Source organism: Pseudoroseicyclus sp. H15 (assembly GCF_054353345.1).
The window spans coordinates 619,411-636,491 of record NZ_JBTHJE010000002.1; the positions used below are offsets into that span (position 1 = coordinate 619,411).

Here is a 17,081-nt window from a genome sequence, read left to right on the forward strand (position 1 = left end):
TGACTGGTGCAGCCTAGGGCGGCGGCTGGGGAGGCCGCCGCCCGTTTTCGTGATCGGCGAGGGCCTGCCGCTTGATCCACGTCAAGGCCGGGCGCCCGCCGCGCGTGTCACACCCGGCGCGCGAACAGGAAGATCCAGATGACACACGACTCAAATTCTCTTTACGCCGCCCGCATGCCGATCTTTCCCCGGCGCGTCTCCGGTTGGTACCGCCGTCTGAAATGGTGGATCATGGGCTTCACGCTGGCGGTCTATTATCTCACTCCCTGGCTGCGCTGGGATCGTGGCCCAAGCCTGCCCGACCAGGCCGTGCTGATCGACCTGGCCAACCGGCGCTTCTACTTCTTCTGGATCGAGATCTGGCCGCACGAGTTCTACTTCGTCGCCGGCCTGCTCGTCATGGCCGGCATCGGCCTGTTTGTCTTCACGGCGGCCTTGGGCCGCGTCTGGTGCGGCTATGCCTGCCCGCAGACGGTGTGGACAGACCTCTTCCTCCTCGTCGAGCGCTGGGTGCAGGGCGACCGCAACGCCCGCATGCGCCTGCATCAGGCGCCGTGGAGCGCCCGCAAGGCCCGCCTGAAAGGCACCACCTGGGCCATCTGGCTGCTCATCGCGCTGGCCACCGGCGGTGCCTGGGTCTTCTATTTCGCCGATGCGCCCACCCTGCTGCGCGAACTCGCCACCTTCACCGCGCCGCCCGTCGCATGGACGACCATCGCAATCCTCACGGCGACGACCTTCACCTTCGGCGGCTTCATGCGCGAGCAGATCTGCATCTACATGTGCCCCTGGCCGCGCATTCAGGGCGCCATGATGGATGAGGGCACGCTCACCGTCGCCTATCGCGACTGGCGGGGCGAGCCGCGCGGCAAGGGCCTGAAGCGCCGCGAGCATGCAGCCGACCTGCGCGTCACCGGGCCCCAGATCGGCGGCCGTGCGCCCGTCATCCCCATGCCCGGCGTGCCCGATACCAAAACGCGCGACGCCGCTTTCGCCACGCTGCAGGGCCCCGGCGACTGCATCGACTGCAACGCCTGCGTCAACGTCTGCCCCATGGGCATCGACATCCGCGACGGCCAGCAGCTCGCCTGCATCACCTGCGCGCTCTGCATCGACGCCTGCGACCAGGTGATGGACAAGATCGACCGCCCGCGCGGGCTGATCGACTACGTCGCCCTCTCCGATGCCCCGCGTGAGGCGGCCGGCGGCGAGCCCATCCCCGCCTGGCGGCATGCCCTTCGCCTGCGCAACATTGCCTATGTCGCGATCTGGTCGCTCGTCGGCGCCGCGCTGGTCTTCGCGCTCTTCGTGCGGCCCGAGATCGACATGACCGTCGCGCCTGTCCGCAACCCGACTTTCGTCACCCTGTCGGATGGCAGCGTGCGCAACACCTACGACGTGCGCCTGCGCAACAAGCATGGCGAGGCACGGCGCTTCCGCCTGTCGGTTTCGCCCGAGGCGGCGGTGGACCTGACTGTCGAGGGCGCCGAGGGCCGCACTGTCACCGTGCCCGCCGACACCCAGGCGCTGACCCGCGTCTATCTCACCGCCGCGCCCGGCAGCGAGGCTGCCAGCGACGAGCGCACCGACCTGCGCCTCTGGGTCGAGGAGCTTGCCAGCGGCGAGCGTGCCTCGCGGGCCACCACCTTCAACGGGAGAGACAACCAATGACCACCCTCAACGGCCGGCATGTCGCGCTCATGTTCGTGGGCGGCTTCGGCATCATCATCGCGGTGAACGTCTCGCTCGCCGTCAACGCGGTGCGCACCTTCCCGGGGCTGGAAGTGGCCAACAGCTACGTCGCCAGCCAGCTCTTCGACGACAAGCGCGCCGCGCAGGAGGCTCTGGGCTGGGAGGTCGGCGCCTCCTACGAGAACGGCATACTGGCGTTAGACATCACCGATGCCACGGGCCTGCGCGCCCCCGCGCAGGATCTGACGCTTCACGTCGGCCGCCCGACGGAAGAGCGCGACGACGTGCCCGCCCCGCTCGATGCGAACTGGACTGTGCCGCTCGACCTGGCGCCCGGCCTCTGGCGCCTAGACGTGGCGGCCAACGCACCCGACGGCACCCCCTTCGTCTATCAGATGGTCCTGAGGGTGCGCTCGTGACAGCCGCCTGCCCCGCCTGCGCCACGATACCGGACCGGCCCGCGCGGGCCGATCCGGCGTCGGACCATGTGCTGCACCTGCCCGACATCCATTGCGCGGCCTGCATCGCGGGCGTCGAGGACGCCCTCGGTGACCTGCCCGGCGTCACCTCGGCGCGCGTCAACCTCAGCCTCAAGCGCGTCTTCGTCGCGGCACCCGCCCTGACGGATGCCACGCTGATCGACACGCTCGCCGCCGCCGGCCACCGCGCCCAGCGGCTCGATACGTCGCGCCTCGCCAAGCAGAGCGATGCCTCGCGCGATCTGCTCACCCGCATCGGCGTAGCGGGCTTTGCCATGATGAACGTCATGCTCCTCTCCGTCGCCGTCTGGTCGGGCGCGGCGGGCAGCACGGCGCACCTGTTTCATCTCGTCTCCAGCGCCATCGCCGTGCCCGCCGTGGCCTATGCAGGGCGGCCCTTCTTTGCCTCGGCGCTGAACTCCCTGCGCGGCGGCCGGCTGGGCATGGATGTGCCGATCTCGCTCGCCATCCTGCTCGCGACCGGCGTCTCGCTCGCCAACGCTCTCGGCGGGGTCGAGCGGCACGGCTGGTTCGACGCCGCGCTGGCGCTGACCTTCTTCCTGCTCGTCGGGCGCTATCTCGACGAAGCCGGCCGCCGCGCCGCCCGCTCCGCCGCCGCCGAACTGGCCGCGCTGGAGGCCCCGCAGGCCCTGCTGCTGGAGGGCGAGGCCGAGCGCATCGTCGATGCCGCCTCGCTCAACCCCGGCGACCTCATCCGCGTGCGCCCCGGCGACCGGCTGCCCGCGGATGGCACGATCATCTCCGGGCGCACCGATCTCGACCGCTCGGCGCTCACAGGTGAAACCCAGCCCGCCGCCGCCGGTCCGGGCGATGACGTCGTGGCCGGCGAGACCTGCCTCACCGGCCTGCTCACCGTGCGCGTCGACCGCGCGGGACGCGACACGGCCCTGTCGCGCATGGCCGACATGGTGGCGACGGCAGAGAACCAGCGCTCGCGCCATTCCGGCCTCGCCGACCGCGCCGCCCGCATCTATGCACCCGCCGTCCACCTGCTCAGCGCCGCCGCCTTCCTTGGATGGTGGGCCGCGACCGGTGACTTCGGCCGCGCGCTGGAGGTGGCCATCTCGGTGCTCGTCATCACCTGCCCCTGCGCGCTCGGCCTCGCCATCCCCGCCGTCTCCACCGTTGCTACCGCGCGGCTCTTCCGCCGCGGCCTGCTGGTGAAGTCGCCTACCGCGCTGGAGCGCCTGGCCGAGATCGACGAGGTCGCCTTCGACAAGACCGGCACGCTCACCACCGGCACGCTGGTGATGGAGGGTAACCCGGCCGCCAAAGACCTCGCCCTCGCCGCCGGCCTCGCCGCCGCCTCCTCGCATCCCGTCTCCCGCGCCATCCGCGTAGCGGCGGAGGAGCGGGGCATCGCGCCCGCCGAGATCACAGAGCTGACCGAACGCCCCGGCGACGGGGTCGAAGGGCTCTACGAAGGCCGCCGCGTGCGGCTTGGGCGCGGCGATTGGATCGGGGCGACCGGCGAGGCCGCCGTCTGGCTCGACAGCGGCGCCGGCGCCCCCCTGCCCTTCGACATGGGCGAGGCGCTCCGCCCCGACGCCGCCGAAACGCTGGCCGCTCTCTCGCGCGCCGGCCTGCCCGCGACGCTACTCTCGGGCGACCGCCCCGGCGCCGTGGCCCGCATGGCCGAACGGCTGGGCATCGCCGAGGCAAAGGGCGCGATGACGCCCGAAGCCAAGGTCGCCTGGGTCGAGGCGGAGGCCGCCGCCGGCCACCGCGTGCTGATGGTGGGCGACGGGCTCAACGACACTGGCTCGCTCGCCGTCGCCCATGCCGCCATCGCTCCGGGCAGCGCGCTCGATGCGGCCCGCTCGGCGGCGGATGTGGTGCTCCTGTCGAACGACCTCACCGCCATCCCCACCGCCCTCTCCACGGCCAAGGCGGCGACGGCGCGGATGCGGCAGAACATCGCCATCGCGGCGGCCTATAACGCGATCTCGATCCCGGTCGCCCTCGCCGGCTTCGCGACGCCACTGCTGGCTGCGCTGGCCATGTCGGCCTCGTCGCTGGCGGTGACGCTCAATGCCATGAGGAAATCGCGATGAACGTTCTCACCGTTCTTATCCCGATCTCCGTGCTCCTCGGCCTCGCGGGTCTTGCGACCTTCGTCTGGACGCTGCGCTCCGGCCAGTACGATGACCCCATGGGCGACCGCGAGCGCATCCTAGATGACCGCTGGGACGATGCACCGAAGACAGACCGCCGGACGGGCAGCGGCAAGCACTAGAGACGTGCCAAGCGGAAGAAGGGTCAGCCCGGCAGAACCACCGGCTGGCCCTTCACGCTGTCCACCGCCAGCGGCGTCTCGAACACGTCGCTCAGCATCCGGCCCGTGAAAGCCAGAAGCCGTGGCCCGGAGGTGACGAGCCGGCCATCCTTCAGCGCCACGATGCGGTCGGCGTAGCGGGCCGCGATACCGAGGTCGTGCAGAACGATCAGCACGCTGCGGCTGCGCTTGCCGGGGCGCGAGAGCTCATGCAGGCGGTCCATGATGTCGCGCGCATGCCGGGGGTCGAGCGCCGAGAGCGGCTCGTCGAGCAGCATCCAGGGCGTATCCTGCGCATAGGCCATGGCGACGAAAGCGCGCTGGCGCTGGCCGCCCGACAGGGTGCTCAGCGAGCGCCCCGCCAGCGTGCCGAGATCGAAGGCCGCGATGGCCTCGGCCACCATGGCGCGATCCTCTTCGCGCGGGCGGTCCTGGTGATGCGGCCAGCGGCCGAAGGAGACCAGCTCTTCCACCGTCAGCCGCGCCGTCACCTGCTCGCTCTGCGTCAGCAGCGCGAGCGCTCGGGCCCGGTCTCGTGGGCGGGACTTGAGCATGTCGAGCCCGTCGACCGTCACGCTGCCAGAGGTGACCGGCAAAAGCCCCGCGATGGCATGCAGCAGCGTCGACTTGCCCGCCCCGTTCGGCCCGATGACGGCCGTGATGCCGCCATGGCCAAAGCCGAGCGAAATGCCATCCAGCGCCTTATGCTCGCCGCGGCTGATGGTGAGATCGTCAAGCCGGATCATCTGTAGCGCCTCCTCAGCACCAGAGCGAGAAACACGAGGCCGCCGGCCATCTCGACGATGACCGCCAGGCTCGATTGCAGGCCGAGCAGCCGTTCGAAGACGAATTGCCCGGCCACGAGGATCGCCGCCCCGATCAGCGCCGCCGCTGGCAGCAGCAGGATATGCCGCGAGCTGCCGGTCACGGAATGGGCCAGACTGGCGGCGAGCAGCCCCAGAAAGGTGATCGGCCCGACCAGCGCCGTCGACACCGCGACCAGCAGCGCCACGAGCAGCAGCGCCAGCATCACCACGCGCTCATGGTCGAGCCCGAGCGAGCGGGCCGTCACCCGCCCCAGCGCCGCCACATCGAGATAGGGCGCCAGGCGCAGCGCCCCGATGGCGGCGGCGGCAAACAGCACCGCGGCGATGGCGAGCTGGGCCCTGTCGACCGAGCCGAAGCTGGCGAAGGCCGCCTGCTGGACGGTGGCGAACTCGGATGGTTCCAGCAGACGCTGGGCGAAGCTGGAGAGCCCGCGCAGGAACACGCCAAGGATGACCCCGGTCAGGATCATGCGCAGGATGTCGTCGGTGCCGCGCCGAAGAAGCGTGCCGAAAAGGGCCAGCGCCGCGAGCACCAGCAGCGCCGTCTCGATCAGGAATTTCGGCATGTCCGGCAGCGTCGAGAAGCCGGCGCCGCCGATGGTCAGCACCAGCGCCGTCTGCACGAACACGAAGAGCGCGTCGAACCCGACGATGCCTGGCGTCAGCAGCCGGTTGGCGGCAACGGTCTGGAACAGCACGGTCGCCATGCCCACGGCCCCGCCCACCAGCACCAGCGCCGCCAGCTTGGTCAGCCGCAGCGACAGGATGAAGCCATAAGGCGCGCGCAGGCCCCAGAGCAGGAACAGCGCCGTCAGCCCGAGCAGGGCCAGCGCCATCAGGGGCAGTCGATACTCACGCATGCGACGCCCTCCGCGCCCGCGGAGCATTGAGCAGCCACAGGAAGATGCCCGCCCCCGCGACGGCGAAGATCGTGCCGGCCGGGATCTCATAGGGCCAGCGCACCAGCCGGCCGATGATATCGCTCGCCAGCACCGCCGCCGCCCCGGCCCAGGCCACCAGCGGCAGGTTGCGCCGCAGGTTGTCGCCGCGCAGGCGAGAGACGATGTTCGGCACCACCAGCCCGACGAAAGGGATGGTGCCCACGGTCGTCACCACAACGGCGACGATCAGCGCCACCAGCACCAGCCCGAAGAGCAGCGTCTGCCGGTAGTCGAGCCCCAGGCTGCGGGCGGCATCCTCGCCGAGGCCGAGCAGCGTGATCCGGTCGGCTGCAAGGTAGAGCAGCCCCGCGATCCCGGCGACGAGCCACAGCAGCTCGTAGCGGCCACGGAGGACACCGGAGAACTCACCGTTCATCCAGCTCCACAGATATTGGGTGAGGTCCGTCGTCCACGCGAGCCAAAGCGCGGCGGAGCCGATGATGCCGCCATAGATCAGCCCCACCAGGGGCAGAAGCACGGCATCCTGCCGCGGCACATGGCGCGAGAGCATCAGAAAGCCGAGCATGCCGATCAGCCCTGCCCCGGCGGCGACGCCCATCTTGACCAGAAGCGCCGCGCCCGGGGCGATCAGCGTCACCGCCATCAGCCCCAGCATTGCCGCTTCGGGCGTGCCAACCAGCCCCGGCTCCACCAGCCGGTTCTGCACCGACAGCTGCACCACCACCCCGGCCAGCGCCAGCCCGGCCCCAGCCAGCAGCGCCGCCACGGTACGCGGGATACGGCTGACGACGAGCAGCAGCGTGGTGTCGAGATCACCGCCAAAGAGATCGGCCGCCCCAATGCAGATGCTCGCCCCGATCAGCAGGGCGAGCACCAGGGCGGCCGCGAGGATGCCGCGCAAGGCTTCAGCTGTCGGCAGAGGCGAAGGCCGCGTCGATCTCGCCGATGGTCTGCATCAGCGCCTGAATGCCGCCGCCGGCCAGGTAGAGCGGCGCCGGATCGAGATAGACGATATGGCCCGCCTCACCCGCGACCGTGCCGGCGACGAGCGGATTGTCGAGCGTCACCGCCGCCGCCTCGCCGGCCTGGCCGATGGCGGCGCCCCGGTCGATGACGAAGATCCAGTCGGGGTCGACCTCGGCGATGAACTCGAAGGAGACGCTCTCGCCATGCGTCTCGGCATTGAGGTCAGGATAGGCCTCGGGCAGGCCGAGCGCGGTGTGGATCCAGCCGAAGCGGCTGTCGTCGCCATAGGCCGAAACGGTGCCGCCGGTTGTCAGCAGGATCAGCACGTCGCCCTGACCCTCTGCCGCGGCTGTCGCCTCGGCGATGGCCGCGTCGAGCTCGGCGGCGAGCGCATCCGCCTCGTCACTCAGCCCGAAGATGGCGCCGTAAGCGGCGAGCCTCTCCTTGCTCTGCCCAACGACATCTTCCCAGATCGTCATGTCGATCGTGGGGGCCACGGCAGAAAGCGGCTCGACCTGCGCCTGCGAGCGGCCGCCGGCGATGATGAGGTCGGGCGCCATGGCGGCCAGAGTCTCGAAATCCGGCTCGAACAACGTGCCGACGGTCTCGGCCTGCCCCATCGCCTCGGCCAGATAGGCCGGCGGGGTGAAGTCGGGCACGCCATCGAGCGTGATGCCCAGCGCATCGAGCGCATCAATGGCCGCAAGGTCAAGCGCCACGACCGTCTCCGGCCCCGTCTCGACGGCCACCGGGCCCGGATAGGTCTCGACCGTCACCGTCTCGGCATTGGCGGCGAGGGGGGCCAGAGCGGCGATGGCGGCGAGAGGAACGGTGCGTAGCATGGCGAGGTCTCCAGACTTGATGGACTTATCCGATAGAATCGGTAAGGATATTCCTTAGTGATAATATCGGGATAATCTGAGATGCAAGAGACGATGACTGACCGCGGGACCTTTCGCACTGAATATGCGAGCAAGTACCTGCAGCAGCTCTGCCGGCACTTCGCCCACAAGATCGCCGTCGAGTATGACGAGAACCGCGGCGTGGTGCAGTTGCCGATAGGTCCGGCGGTGCTGACGGCGACAGGCAGCGAGCTAAGCGTCGAGGTGACGGCCGCCGATGACGCGGGGCTAGAGAGGGCGCGACATATCATCGACGATCACCTGGCGCGCTTCGCCTTCCGCGAGGAGTTCACGTCGATGGAGTGGGGTGCGAGGGCGCGGCAGGAGGTGTAGGCGCCGGGCGGCCAAGCTGGGAAACGTGAGCCGGCAGCGACCACCTCGCACGCCGGCCCGTGGGGTTGCGCTCCGCCTGCTCCGCTTCAGCGCTTTATGGATGCCAAGCCCCTCCCAGCGGCGGGCCAGGCGCTGCCCTCACCAGAGCGCCAGCCTGCCGGGACGGGACGGCGCTCGCGCGGTGGGCTGAAGCCCTTGATTCCGCGCAGGGGAAGGATCGGCGGGGTTCCGGTAGGGGACCGCCACCTACCCCTTCAGCAGCCCCCTGGCCGCCAGGCTGCGCATCAGCGCCCCGGTGCCGAAGGCCCAGGGCGGGCAATCCGAACTGGCGCGCATAACATTGGCCAGGCTGCCCAGCTTCGGCGTCGAGACGGTGACGACATCGCCATATTCATGCGTGAAACCGCCACCCTCGACCCGCCGGTCCTTCACCGGCGCGAACATCGTGCCGAGAAACAGCACCGCCCCGTCCGGGTACTGGTGCTGCGGGCCGATCATCTGCCCCACCAGATCCTCCGGGTCGCGGCTGATCTCGCCCATCGAGGAGCTGCCGGTCAGCTCGAAGCCGTCCTCACCCGCTATGTGCAGCGCGATCTCCATGCTGCGCACGTCATCCAGCCCGAAGCGCTCGTCGAAAAGCCGCAGGAACGGGCCGATGGCGCAGGAGGCGTTGTTGTCCTTCGCCTTGCCGAGCAGCAGCGCCGAGCGGCCCTCGACGTCGCGCAGGTTGACGTCGTTGCCGAGCGTCGCGCCGACGATGGCGCCGGAGGAGGAGACGGCCAGCACCACCTCCGGCTCAGGGTTGTTCCAGGCCGACTTCGGGTGCAGCCCGGCGGCGGCCCCTGCGCCAATGGCAGACATGGGCTGCGATTTAGTGAAGATCTCCGCGTCCGGCCCGATCCCGACCTCGAGATACTGGCTCCACGCCCCGCGCTCGACCAGCATGGCCTTCAGCGCCTCCGCCGCCTCGCTGCCAGGCTTCAGCGCGCGCAGGTCACTTCCGAGCAGCGCCTCGATCTCGGCCCGAAACGCCTGCGCCGCCTCCGCCGCACCGCGCGCCCGCTCTTCGATGACCCGCTCCAGCATCGAGGCGGCGAACGTCACCCCCGCGGCCTTGATCGCCTGCAGATCGACGGGAGCCAGCAGATGCGGCCCCTCTCCCAGCGCGCCATCGGGCCCCGTGTTGGCCAGCACGTCCGCCAGCGTGCCCACCGGCTCACCCGGCGCCTGACGCGCCGCATCGGCCGGTTGCGGAGCATCACAGAGGGCCGAGATCGTGGGGAAATGCGCGGTGATATCGACGAGCTGGTCCCCCTCCAGCCGCACCACCGCCGGGCCATCCGCCCCCGGCAGCCAGACGCGGCCCACGAGGGTGGCGCTGGCCGCATCGGCGGGCAGCAGGGTGTCGGCATTCAGCAGCGACTGGGTCATGACTCTCTCCTCCGCCGGCAACGCCCGGTCATCGTAGCGTTGCCGGGGACATGCATCGCGGGTTTTGACCCGGACGTCGAGCGTCTCCTGTCAGATCGTGGGTCTCTCGCGGGAGCCAGCCCCCTCAGCGCGCCGCCTCGATAAACGCCACGGCAATATCGGCAGACGAGGCGCCAGTCGCGAGCAGGAGCATCAGCAGCACCCGGGCCTTGGCCGCGGGCAAGGCTCCGCCCGCCATAACCTGCCGCTCCAGCAGCCGCAGCTCAGAGCCCGCGAAGTCGCAGCTTTGCCGGTGCACCTCCCCCGCGCCTGTGCGCGAGACGTAGATTGTCGGGCAGCTGCGCGCGAGGCGGCCGATGGCATCGAGCAGCACCGGGGCGACATGGCCGGCGCCGAAGCACTCGATGATGGCCCCGTCGAAGCCGGCATCGGCGGCCAGCTCGAAGAGCGTCGGGTCGGCGTCTAGCCCCATCGTCAGATGCGTCACGCGCGGGCTGGGCGCATCGGCCGGCGGCAGCAGCGGCGCCGGGCGATGGCGGGGCATCAGCGGCAACCGCACATGGCCTTCGATGACGAAGCCCAAAGGCCCGAACGGCGCCGAGCTGAAAGCCGAGGGCGATGTGGCATGGGCCTTGCGCACCCAGCGGCCCAGATGGATCTCGTCATTCATCACCACCAGCGCGCCCATCGCCCGCGCCAGCGGGCTGAGGGCGACGCGAGCCGCGGCGAGCAGGTTGCCGGGCCCGTCGGCGCCGGGGGCGGCCGAGTTACGCATGGCCCCGGTCAGCACCAGCGGCAGGTCGCTGCCGGCCAGCATGCGGTCGAGCGCGAAGGCGCTTTCCTCCAGCGTGTCGGTGCCTTGGGTGACGACGACGCCATCCACCTCGCCGCTGGCCTCAAGCTGCATGATATGGCGGGCGAGCGCGGCCAGATCGGCGAGCCGCAGCTCGGCCGATCCGATGGCACGGAAGGTCTCTGCCGAGACATCGCCCACCTCGCCGAGCTGCGGCAACCCGCGAAGCAGATCGTCTGCGCTGAGGTCCATCGTCGCGGGCCGCCCCGCCCCGGCCGAAGCCGAGGCAATGGTGCCTCCGAGCGCGATGATCCGCAGCCGTCTGCTCACTGGAATTCCCGGTCGAACGGGTACTTGCTGTCCGTCTCGAAGGGATGCCGCTTGCGGAAATCGGCCTGCACGTTGTGGCAGGTGTCGAATGTCACGCCCGGTTTGCCGGCCATATGCTCGATCAGCCGCTCGAGCATCAGCAGGTTCTGCGGGCGGCCCGAGACATCGGGATGCAGGCAGATCGGGAAGGTGGCGTAATCGTATTCGCGGTAGACCCAGTCGAACTGGTCGCGCCACAGATCCTCGATGTCCCGCGGGTTGGTGAAGCCGAAGCTGTTGGCGAAGGACTTCACGAACATCATCGGCGGCAGGTCGTCGAGATACCAGTTGAAGGCGAGCGAGACGAGGTCGATCTCCTTGCCCCGCGTGACCGGCTTCATCCATTCCTCGGCGGTCTTGGTGTAGTCGATCACCGTCCAGTCGTCGCCGGTGCGGATGTAGAAGGGCTGGAAGTCGTGCAGCACGTGCGTGCGGTCGTACTCAAAGCCGTATTTCAGCAGCAGGTCGGCGGTGATGCGTGTCATCTCGCCCCAGGGCGCGATATAGCCCGTGGGCTTGGCGCCGGTCAGCCCCTTGATCAGATCCACGGATTTGGCCATCACGGCCTCTTCCTGCTCGGGTGACATCTCGCGCGGGTTCTCGTGACTGTAGCCATGCGCGCCGATCTCGTGGCCGGCTTCCATGACCATCTCCATCTGGCGAGGGAAGCTCTCGATGGTGTGCCCCGGGGTGAAGAAGGTCGACTTGATGTCGTAACGCTCGAAGAGCTGCACGAGCCGCGGCAGGCCCACCTCGCCGGCCCAGAGGCCGCGCTGGATGTCCTGCAGGCAATCCTCGCCCCCGTAGGAGCCGAGCCATCCGGCGACAGCGTCGACGTCAATTCCGAAAGTGACCTTGATGTCTTTCATGAGGTGCTCCTCTGAGTGGGTCGTGTCGTTGCCTGTCAGGTGCCGGGCGCGGCCTCGTGCCGGGCGGTCTCGCAATCTGACAGGAAGGCATTGATCTCGGGCGCCAGCCGCTCCGGCGCTTCGAGATGCATGTAGTGCCGGATCGCGGGTACGATCTTGAGGCGCGCGCCGGGGATGCGGGAGGTCAGTGCCTGTGACATCGCGGGTGTCGAGCCGATGTCGTCCTCCCCCGTCATCACCAGCGTCGGGCAGCCGATGCCGGCCACAATGTCGATCGGGTCATTCTCCACCAGCACCTTATAGGCGCTCGCATAGGCGGCATGGTCGATATTGGCGGTGAGTTGGACCTCTTCGGCGATGAGCTCTGGGTTGGCGGCGAGGAAGCCCGGCGTGAACCAGCGCGCGGCGCTGGCAGGGGCCGTCTCGCGCGGCGGGGTGGTGGAGAGCTGTTCGAGCCGCTCTGCGGCACGGGTGCGCTGCGCCTCTGTCCGGTCGGCGATGGAGCTGAGGAGCACCAGGCTTGCCACCCGGTCGGGCTGCGCCAGCGCCATACGCTCGGCAAAAAGCGCGCCTATGGAAAAGCCGAGGACATGCGCGCGTGGGATGTCGAGCTCGTCCATTAGGCGGAAGGCATCCTCTACGAAGTCGTCGGCCTCATAGGGCGGCGGCGGGGCGGCGGAGCGGCCGTGGCCGCGGTAGTCGGGCGCCACGATGCGCCGGCGATCCAGCTGCCTCAGGAGCCGGCGCCAGGTGTGAGACGAACTTCCAACCCCATGCAGGAGCAAAAGCGGAAGCTCGTCCGCCTTCGCTTCATCCGCCGGAATGTCGAGAAAGTGGATCGTCGGCTGGGAGCGGCTGACGGCGGAATGGAGAGTGGAATGTTGCATGGCAGTTTATGGACGACTCAGATTCTGTTGCATGCTTCATACGGCCACACAGTGCAGTAGAGTCGCAAGCCTCGCAGCTGAGATTCGCATGGACTCGGCAAGATCGGCGCCATTACCGCTGTAAATGCACAGATTCCGGGCAACACCTCGCAATCTTAACCCGCCACCGCGTTCCATCCAAACAGAACGTTTGATCGGCAAATTTTCGATGCTATACCATGCAACAGGATGTGAAGGATGACCGATTGAAACCCCACGGCACCCAAAGACGCGTGACTGACGAGCTTCGCCAGCAGATCATCGGCGGCAAGATCGTCCCCGGGCGCGCTCTGTCCGAGGCGGCGCTGGCCGAGGAATTCAACGTCAGCCGCACACCCATCCGCGAGGCTCTGAAGCAGCTGCAGGCGGAGGGGCTGGTCGTCATCCGCCCCAAGGTTGGCACCTTCGTCTCGGCCCCCTCCCGGCTGGAGGTGAACGAGCTCTTCGAGGTGAAGGAAATTCTGGAGGGCGCGGCGGCCCGCCTCTTCGCCACGCGCGGTGACATCCCCGAGCTTGCCCTGCTGCGCGAGAACGTGCGCCAGTCGGACGAAGCAGTCGAGAGCGGCGACCTCGACCGCTATGTCGAGCTCGTCCACGAATACCACGACCTCATCATGCGCGGCGCCGGCAACTCGAAGCTGATGCAGGTCTACAAGTTTCTGATGAACCAGCTGCTGCACTCGCAGTTCGTGCATCTGACCGTCCGCAGCTCGGGCCGGGCCCCGCAATCGGATCATGAGCATGCCTCGATCCTCGACGTGATCGAAGCGCGCGACGCCGCCACGGCCGAGCGCCTGATGCGCGACCATGTGCGCGCGAGCCATCACGTGCTGATGCAGGTTCTCGATTTCAGCGGCGAGGGCCGCCGCCTGAACGCCGCCGCAGAACCGGCGCCGGACGGGCTGATCTTTCAAGGCACGGATGGAACGGAATGAGCGGCGTCACGATTCGCAAATGGTATACGCAGCAGGACGAAACTCTGCGCAACGAGACCGGCATTGAGGCCGACGGCACCCCCCTGCGCCGCGCTCTGGTTGCCGTTGCAGCCAGCAACCCCTATGCGGGCCGCTTCAGCGAAGACCTGCAAGAGATCGTCGCCCCTTCGGCTGAGATTGGCGCCGAGATCGGCCGGCGGCTCGCCGCCGCGCTTGGCGGTGACATCGAGAGCTACGGCAAGGCCTGCATCGTCGGCGCCAATGGCGAATACGAGCACGGCAACGCCTTCCTCACCCAGTTCGCCGCCGATCCGGTGCGCGAGGCGGTGGGCGGCGGCAAGGCCTGGGTGCCCTCGACCGGCAAGATCGGCGGGCCGGGCAGCAGCATAGACGTGCCGCTTGCCTTCAAGGACGCGCTCTACGTGCGCTCGCATTACGACACGCTGACGGCCAGTTTCGCCGACGCCCCCCGCCCCGACGAGGTGCTCGTCATCTGGGCCGCCGCCTCGCGCGGGCGCCTGCACGCCCGGCTGGGCGGCCTGGCCCGCGAAGATGTCGTGGGCGAGGACGGGCTGAAATGACCGGCCGGCTCAAGGGGCGCACGGCGATTGTCACGGGCGCCGCGGCCGGCATCGGCCGCGCCATTGCGCTGCGCTTCGCCGCCGAAGGGGCACATGTGGTGCTCACCGACCTGACGGACGGCCCCGGCCCCGCCAGCACCCTTAGCACGGCAGACGCGATCCGCGCCGCAGGCGGGCGGGCGAGCTTTCAGAAGACCGATGTGACCGACGCAGAAGCGGTGGATGACCTCTTCGATGCGGCGATCATCTGCTCCGACCGGATCGACGTGGTGGTCAGCAATGCCGGCCAGTTTCGCGGCGCCCCGATCACCGAGACCGATCCCGCGGCCTGGCAGGCCGACATGGATCTGAACCTGCGCAGCCACTACCTCGTCAACCGCGCCGCCATCCGCGTCATGCTCGAACAGGAGCCGGTCAATGAGGTGCGCGGCCGCATCGTTAACATGGCTTCCCAGCTCGGCATCACCGCGCCGCCCGGCCATCTGACCTACAGCGTCGCCAAGAGCGGCGTCGCGCAGATGACGCGGCAGCTCGCAGTTGACTACGGGCCGAAGGGCATCATCGCCAATGCGCTGGCCCCGGGCCGCATCATCACCGGCTACCATCCGGGCGAGGCCGCCTATGTGGCGGACGGCACGGTCGATGAGGCCACCGCCTTCTCGCTCAGCCGCACACCCTTCCACCGTCTTGGCCGGCCGGATGATATCGCCGGCCCTGCCCTGTTCCTCGCCTCCGACGATTGCAGCTTCGTCTCGGGCCATGTCCTTTCCGTCGATGGCGGATGGACAGCGTATTGATGCCTGGAGGTCTGTGATGTCCGCACCAGTTCCCGACGCCATGTTCAGCCTCTCCGGTAAGGTCGCCGTGATCACCGGCGCCGCCTCGGGCATTGGCGCCGCCACAGCGCGCCGCTTCGCCTCTGCGGGGGCCGACCTGGCGCTGGCAAGCTTCTCCGCCCACGGGCACGATATCGACGGCGTTCGCGCCGATGCCGAGGCCGCCGGCGCGCGAGTTTGCGTGGTGGAGACGGATGTCAGCGACACCGCCTCTGTCGAGACCTTCGTTGCCGAGGCGCTCCGCAGCTTCGGGCGGATCGACATCGCACTCGCCAATGCCGCCATCGCGCGCCGCGTCCCCTCACCCGAGCTCGATGATGAGGCCTGGGCGCAGACGCTGAATGTCGATCTGCAGGGAGTCTGGCGCCTCTTCCGCGCCGTGCTGCCCGGCATGATCGAGGCCGGCCAGGGCCGCCTGCTTGCCACCGCCTCCACCGCCGGCCCGTTCGAGGCCTGGCCCGAGCATATCCATTACTCCGCCGCCAAGGCCGGCATCCTCGGCATCGTGCGCTCGCTTGCCGGCGAGGTCGGCCCACACGGCATTACCGTCAACGCCATCGCGCCCGGCATCATCGAGACACCACAGACCCTGGATGCCGTGAACTCACTGGGCGCCGACGGCGTGGCCCAGACGGGCCAGACCCAGCCGATCCGCCGTGTCGGCCGGCCGGAAGACATCGCGGCCGCCTACCACTTTCTGGCCAGCGACGATGCCGCCTTCGTCACCGGGCATACCCTGCTCGTCGATGGCGGCCGGATGCTGGTGCGGGGGTGAGCCACGTGACGCAACCGCCCATCAAGAGGCACTCTGAAGCAAAGGCCCATCGAGCCAGATCGGGGTGCGCCGCCCGCAAGACAGCGGCGCGCCATGCAACTTTACCTTCACCGACAGGACCAGTGTAACCATGACCAAGTCTCTCAACCTCACGCGCCGCAGCACGCTGATGCTCGGCACCGCCGCCTTCGCCACCGGCCTCGTCGGCCGCGCCTCGGCGCAGGATTCCATCAGCATCTCGGCCCCGCTCAGCGGCCAGCTGGGTGACCAGAGCTTCATGGACAGCGCCAATGCCGGCCTCACGCAGGCCGCTGAAGAGCTCGGCGTATCCGTTCGCGTGGTCGAAGCCGGCGCCTCCGACGCCCCGGCCTGGGAGCGCAACCTGACGCAGGCCTCCGCCAGCGGCGATTTCGAGCTGATCGTCACCGGCGGCACCGTCATGGCCTCGACGCTGGAGCGTGTGGCCGAGGAATTCCCCGACCAGCCCTACCTGATCTTCGACTCCCCCTCGGTCGGCCCGAATGTCACCGGCATTTCCTACAAGCAGAACGAGGGCGCTTTCCTCGTCGGCGTGCTTGCCGGCCTGATCACCACGAACCCGGATGCCTTCCCCCGCTCCAGCGGCAACAAGAAGGTCGGCCTGGTCGGCGGCATGGACATCCCCGTGATCCGCGACTTCGCCGTCGGCTTCGAGCAGGGCGCGAAATCGGTGGACCCCGAGATCGCGATGGACCTGCGCTTCATCGGTGACTTCGAAAGCGCCCAGAGCGCCTATGACATCACCACGGCGATTTTCAACGCCGGCGCCGATGTCGTCTACCAGGTGGCCGGCGCGGCGGGCCTCGGCGTGCTGCAAGCCGGCGCCGACAATGGCGGCTACGCCATCGGCACCGACAGCGACCAGAACTACCTGCACCCGGAATCGACCCCCGCCAGCGCCATCAAGGCCGTCGGCGCGACCGTCTTCCTCGCCATCCAGCAATTCCTCGACGGCACGCTGGAACTGGGCACGACAATCGACGGCACCATCGAGAACGGCGGCGTGGACATCGCCATCAACACCAACCTCGTGCCCGCCGAGATGATCGACCAGCTCAACGCCATCCGCGATCAGGTGATCGCCGGCGAAATCACGGTCGATACTGCGCTCTAAGACCATTGGCCGGCTC

At 68.8% G+C, this 17,081-nt stretch carries 18 protein-coding genes; 10 read left to right on the forward strand and 8 right to left on the reverse strand.

The window, feature by feature from the left end; genetic code table 11:
* Positions 1-138 precede the first annotated feature (138 nt).
* From ACXN5S_RS06845 to ccoS, 4 genes are read left to right on the forward strand one after another with little or no spacing between them, the layout of a single operon-like run.
* Complete coding sequence (locus ACXN5S_RS06845) at positions 139-1,671, forward strand: 4Fe-4S dicluster domain-containing protein (RefSeq protein ID WP_458604655.1); 1,533 nt, start codon at positions 139-141, stop codon at positions 1,669-1,671.
* A complete protein-coding gene (locus tag ACXN5S_RS06850) occupies positions 1,668-2,111 on the forward strand; it encodes a FixH family protein (protein ID WP_458604656.1) in 444 nt (147 codons plus the stop codon). The genes ACXN5S_RS06845 and ACXN5S_RS06850 overlap by 4 nt, the downstream gene beginning before the upstream one ends.
* Positions 2,108-4,246, forward strand: coding sequence for a heavy metal translocating P-type ATPase (locus ACXN5S_RS06855; protein WP_458604657.1), 2,139 nt, complete (start codon positions 2,108-2,110; stop codon positions 4,244-4,246). The genes ACXN5S_RS06850 and ACXN5S_RS06855 overlap by 4 nt, the downstream gene beginning before the upstream one ends.
* Positions 4,243-4,428: a cbb3-type cytochrome oxidase assembly protein CcoS gene (gene ccoS / locus ACXN5S_RS06860; RefSeq protein ID WP_458604658.1), complete on the forward strand. Its 186-nt coding sequence runs from the start codon at positions 4,243-4,245 to the stop codon at positions 4,426-4,428. Before ACXN5S_RS06855 ends, ccoS begins: the two co-directional genes overlap by 4 nt.
* A 23-nt stretch (positions 4,429-4,451) precedes the next feature.
* On the opposite strand, the gene ACXN5S_RS06865 is transcribed toward ccoS, so the two are convergent.
* Genes ACXN5S_RS06865 through ACXN5S_RS06880 form a run of 4 tightly spaced genes read right to left on the reverse strand, consistent with a single transcriptional unit; the run spans position 4,452 to position 8,004 of the window.
* Positions 4,452-5,213, reverse strand: coding sequence for an ATP-binding cassette domain-containing protein (locus ACXN5S_RS06865; protein ID WP_458604659.1), 762 nt, complete (start codon positions 5,211-5,213; stop codon positions 4,452-4,454).
* A complete protein-coding gene (locus ACXN5S_RS06870) occupies positions 5,210-6,154 on the reverse strand; it encodes an iron chelate uptake ABC transporter family permease subunit (protein WP_458604660.1) in 945 nt (314 codons plus the stop codon). Before ACXN5S_RS06870 ends, ACXN5S_RS06865 begins: the two co-directional genes overlap by 4 nt.
* On the reverse strand, positions 6,147-7,097 hold the full coding sequence (locus tag ACXN5S_RS06875; RefSeq protein ID WP_458604661.1) for an iron chelate uptake ABC transporter family permease subunit: 951 nt from the start codon (positions 7,095-7,097) through the stop codon (positions 6,147-6,149). Before ACXN5S_RS06875 ends, ACXN5S_RS06870 begins: the two co-directional genes overlap by 8 nt.
* Before the next feature lie 4 nt (positions 7,098-7,101).
* The gene (locus ACXN5S_RS06880) at positions 7,102-8,004 is read right to left on the reverse strand and encodes a siderophore ABC transporter substrate-binding protein (RefSeq protein ID WP_458604662.1); all 903 of its coding nucleotides are present in this window, start codon (positions 8,002-8,004) and stop codon (positions 7,102-7,104) included.
* A 93-nt stretch (positions 8,005-8,097) separates the two neighbouring features.
* On the opposite strand from ACXN5S_RS06880, the gene ACXN5S_RS06885 reads away from it, so the two are divergent.
* Entirely contained in the window at positions 8,098-8,397 is a 300-nt protein-coding gene (locus ACXN5S_RS06885) for a DUF2218 domain-containing protein (RefSeq protein WP_458604663.1), read from the forward strand.
* 246 nt (positions 8,398-8,643) lie between these two features.
* Here the strand turns inward: ACXN5S_RS06885 and ACXN5S_RS06890 are convergent, their stop codons facing one another.
* The 4 genes from ACXN5S_RS06890 to ACXN5S_RS06905 all read right to left on the reverse strand — a co-directional run bounded on the left by ACXN5S_RS06890 (position 8,644) and on the right by ACXN5S_RS06905 (position 12,746).
* Positions 8,644-9,828: a fumarylacetoacetate hydrolase family protein gene (locus ACXN5S_RS06890; protein ID WP_458604664.1), complete on the reverse strand. Its 1,185-nt coding sequence runs from the start codon at positions 9,826-9,828 to the stop codon at positions 8,644-8,646.
* 124 nt (positions 9,829-9,952) lie between these two features.
* Positions 9,953-10,951: an asparaginase gene (locus ACXN5S_RS06895; protein WP_458604665.1), complete on the reverse strand. Its 999-nt coding sequence runs from the start codon at positions 10,949-10,951 to the stop codon at positions 9,953-9,955.
* A complete protein-coding gene (locus tag ACXN5S_RS06900) occupies positions 10,948-11,859 on the reverse strand; it encodes a polysaccharide deacetylase family protein (protein ID WP_458604666.1) in 912 nt (303 codons plus the stop codon). Before ACXN5S_RS06900 ends, ACXN5S_RS06895 begins: the two co-directional genes overlap by 4 nt.
* Before the next feature lie 35 nt (positions 11,860-11,894).
* Complete coding sequence (locus ACXN5S_RS06905) at positions 11,895-12,746, reverse strand: alpha/beta fold hydrolase (RefSeq protein ID WP_458604667.1); 852 nt, start codon at positions 12,744-12,746, stop codon at positions 11,895-11,897.
* 272 nt (positions 12,747-13,018) lie between these two features.
* Here ACXN5S_RS06905 and ACXN5S_RS06910 point away from each other — a divergent pair, with 272 nt between their 5' ends.
* The 5 genes from ACXN5S_RS06910 (at position 13,019) to ACXN5S_RS06930 (ending at position 17,065) form a co-directional block, all read left to right on the forward strand.
* Positions 13,019-13,720, forward strand: coding sequence for a GntR family transcriptional regulator (locus ACXN5S_RS06910; RefSeq protein WP_458604668.1), 702 nt, complete (start codon positions 13,019-13,021; stop codon positions 13,718-13,720).
* Entirely contained in the window at positions 13,717-14,301 is a 585-nt protein-coding gene (locus ACXN5S_RS06915; protein ID WP_458604669.1) for an amino acid synthesis family protein, read from the forward strand. Before ACXN5S_RS06910 ends, ACXN5S_RS06915 begins: the two co-directional genes overlap by 4 nt.
* Positions 14,298-15,098: an SDR family NAD(P)-dependent oxidoreductase gene (locus ACXN5S_RS06920; protein ID WP_458604670.1), complete on the forward strand. Its 801-nt coding sequence runs from the start codon at positions 14,298-14,300 to the stop codon at positions 15,096-15,098. The genes ACXN5S_RS06915 and ACXN5S_RS06920 overlap by 4 nt, the downstream gene beginning before the upstream one ends.
* Before the next feature lie 16 nt (positions 15,099-15,114).
* A complete protein-coding gene (locus tag ACXN5S_RS06925) occupies positions 15,115-15,912 on the forward strand; it encodes an SDR family NAD(P)-dependent oxidoreductase (RefSeq protein WP_458604671.1) in 798 nt (265 codons plus the stop codon).
* Positions 15,913-16,042: 130 nt separating this feature from the next.
* Entirely contained in the window at positions 16,043-17,065 is a 1,023-nt protein-coding gene (locus ACXN5S_RS06930) for a BMP family lipoprotein (protein WP_458604672.1), read from the forward strand.
* Positions 17,066-17,081: the final 16 nt, after the last annotated feature.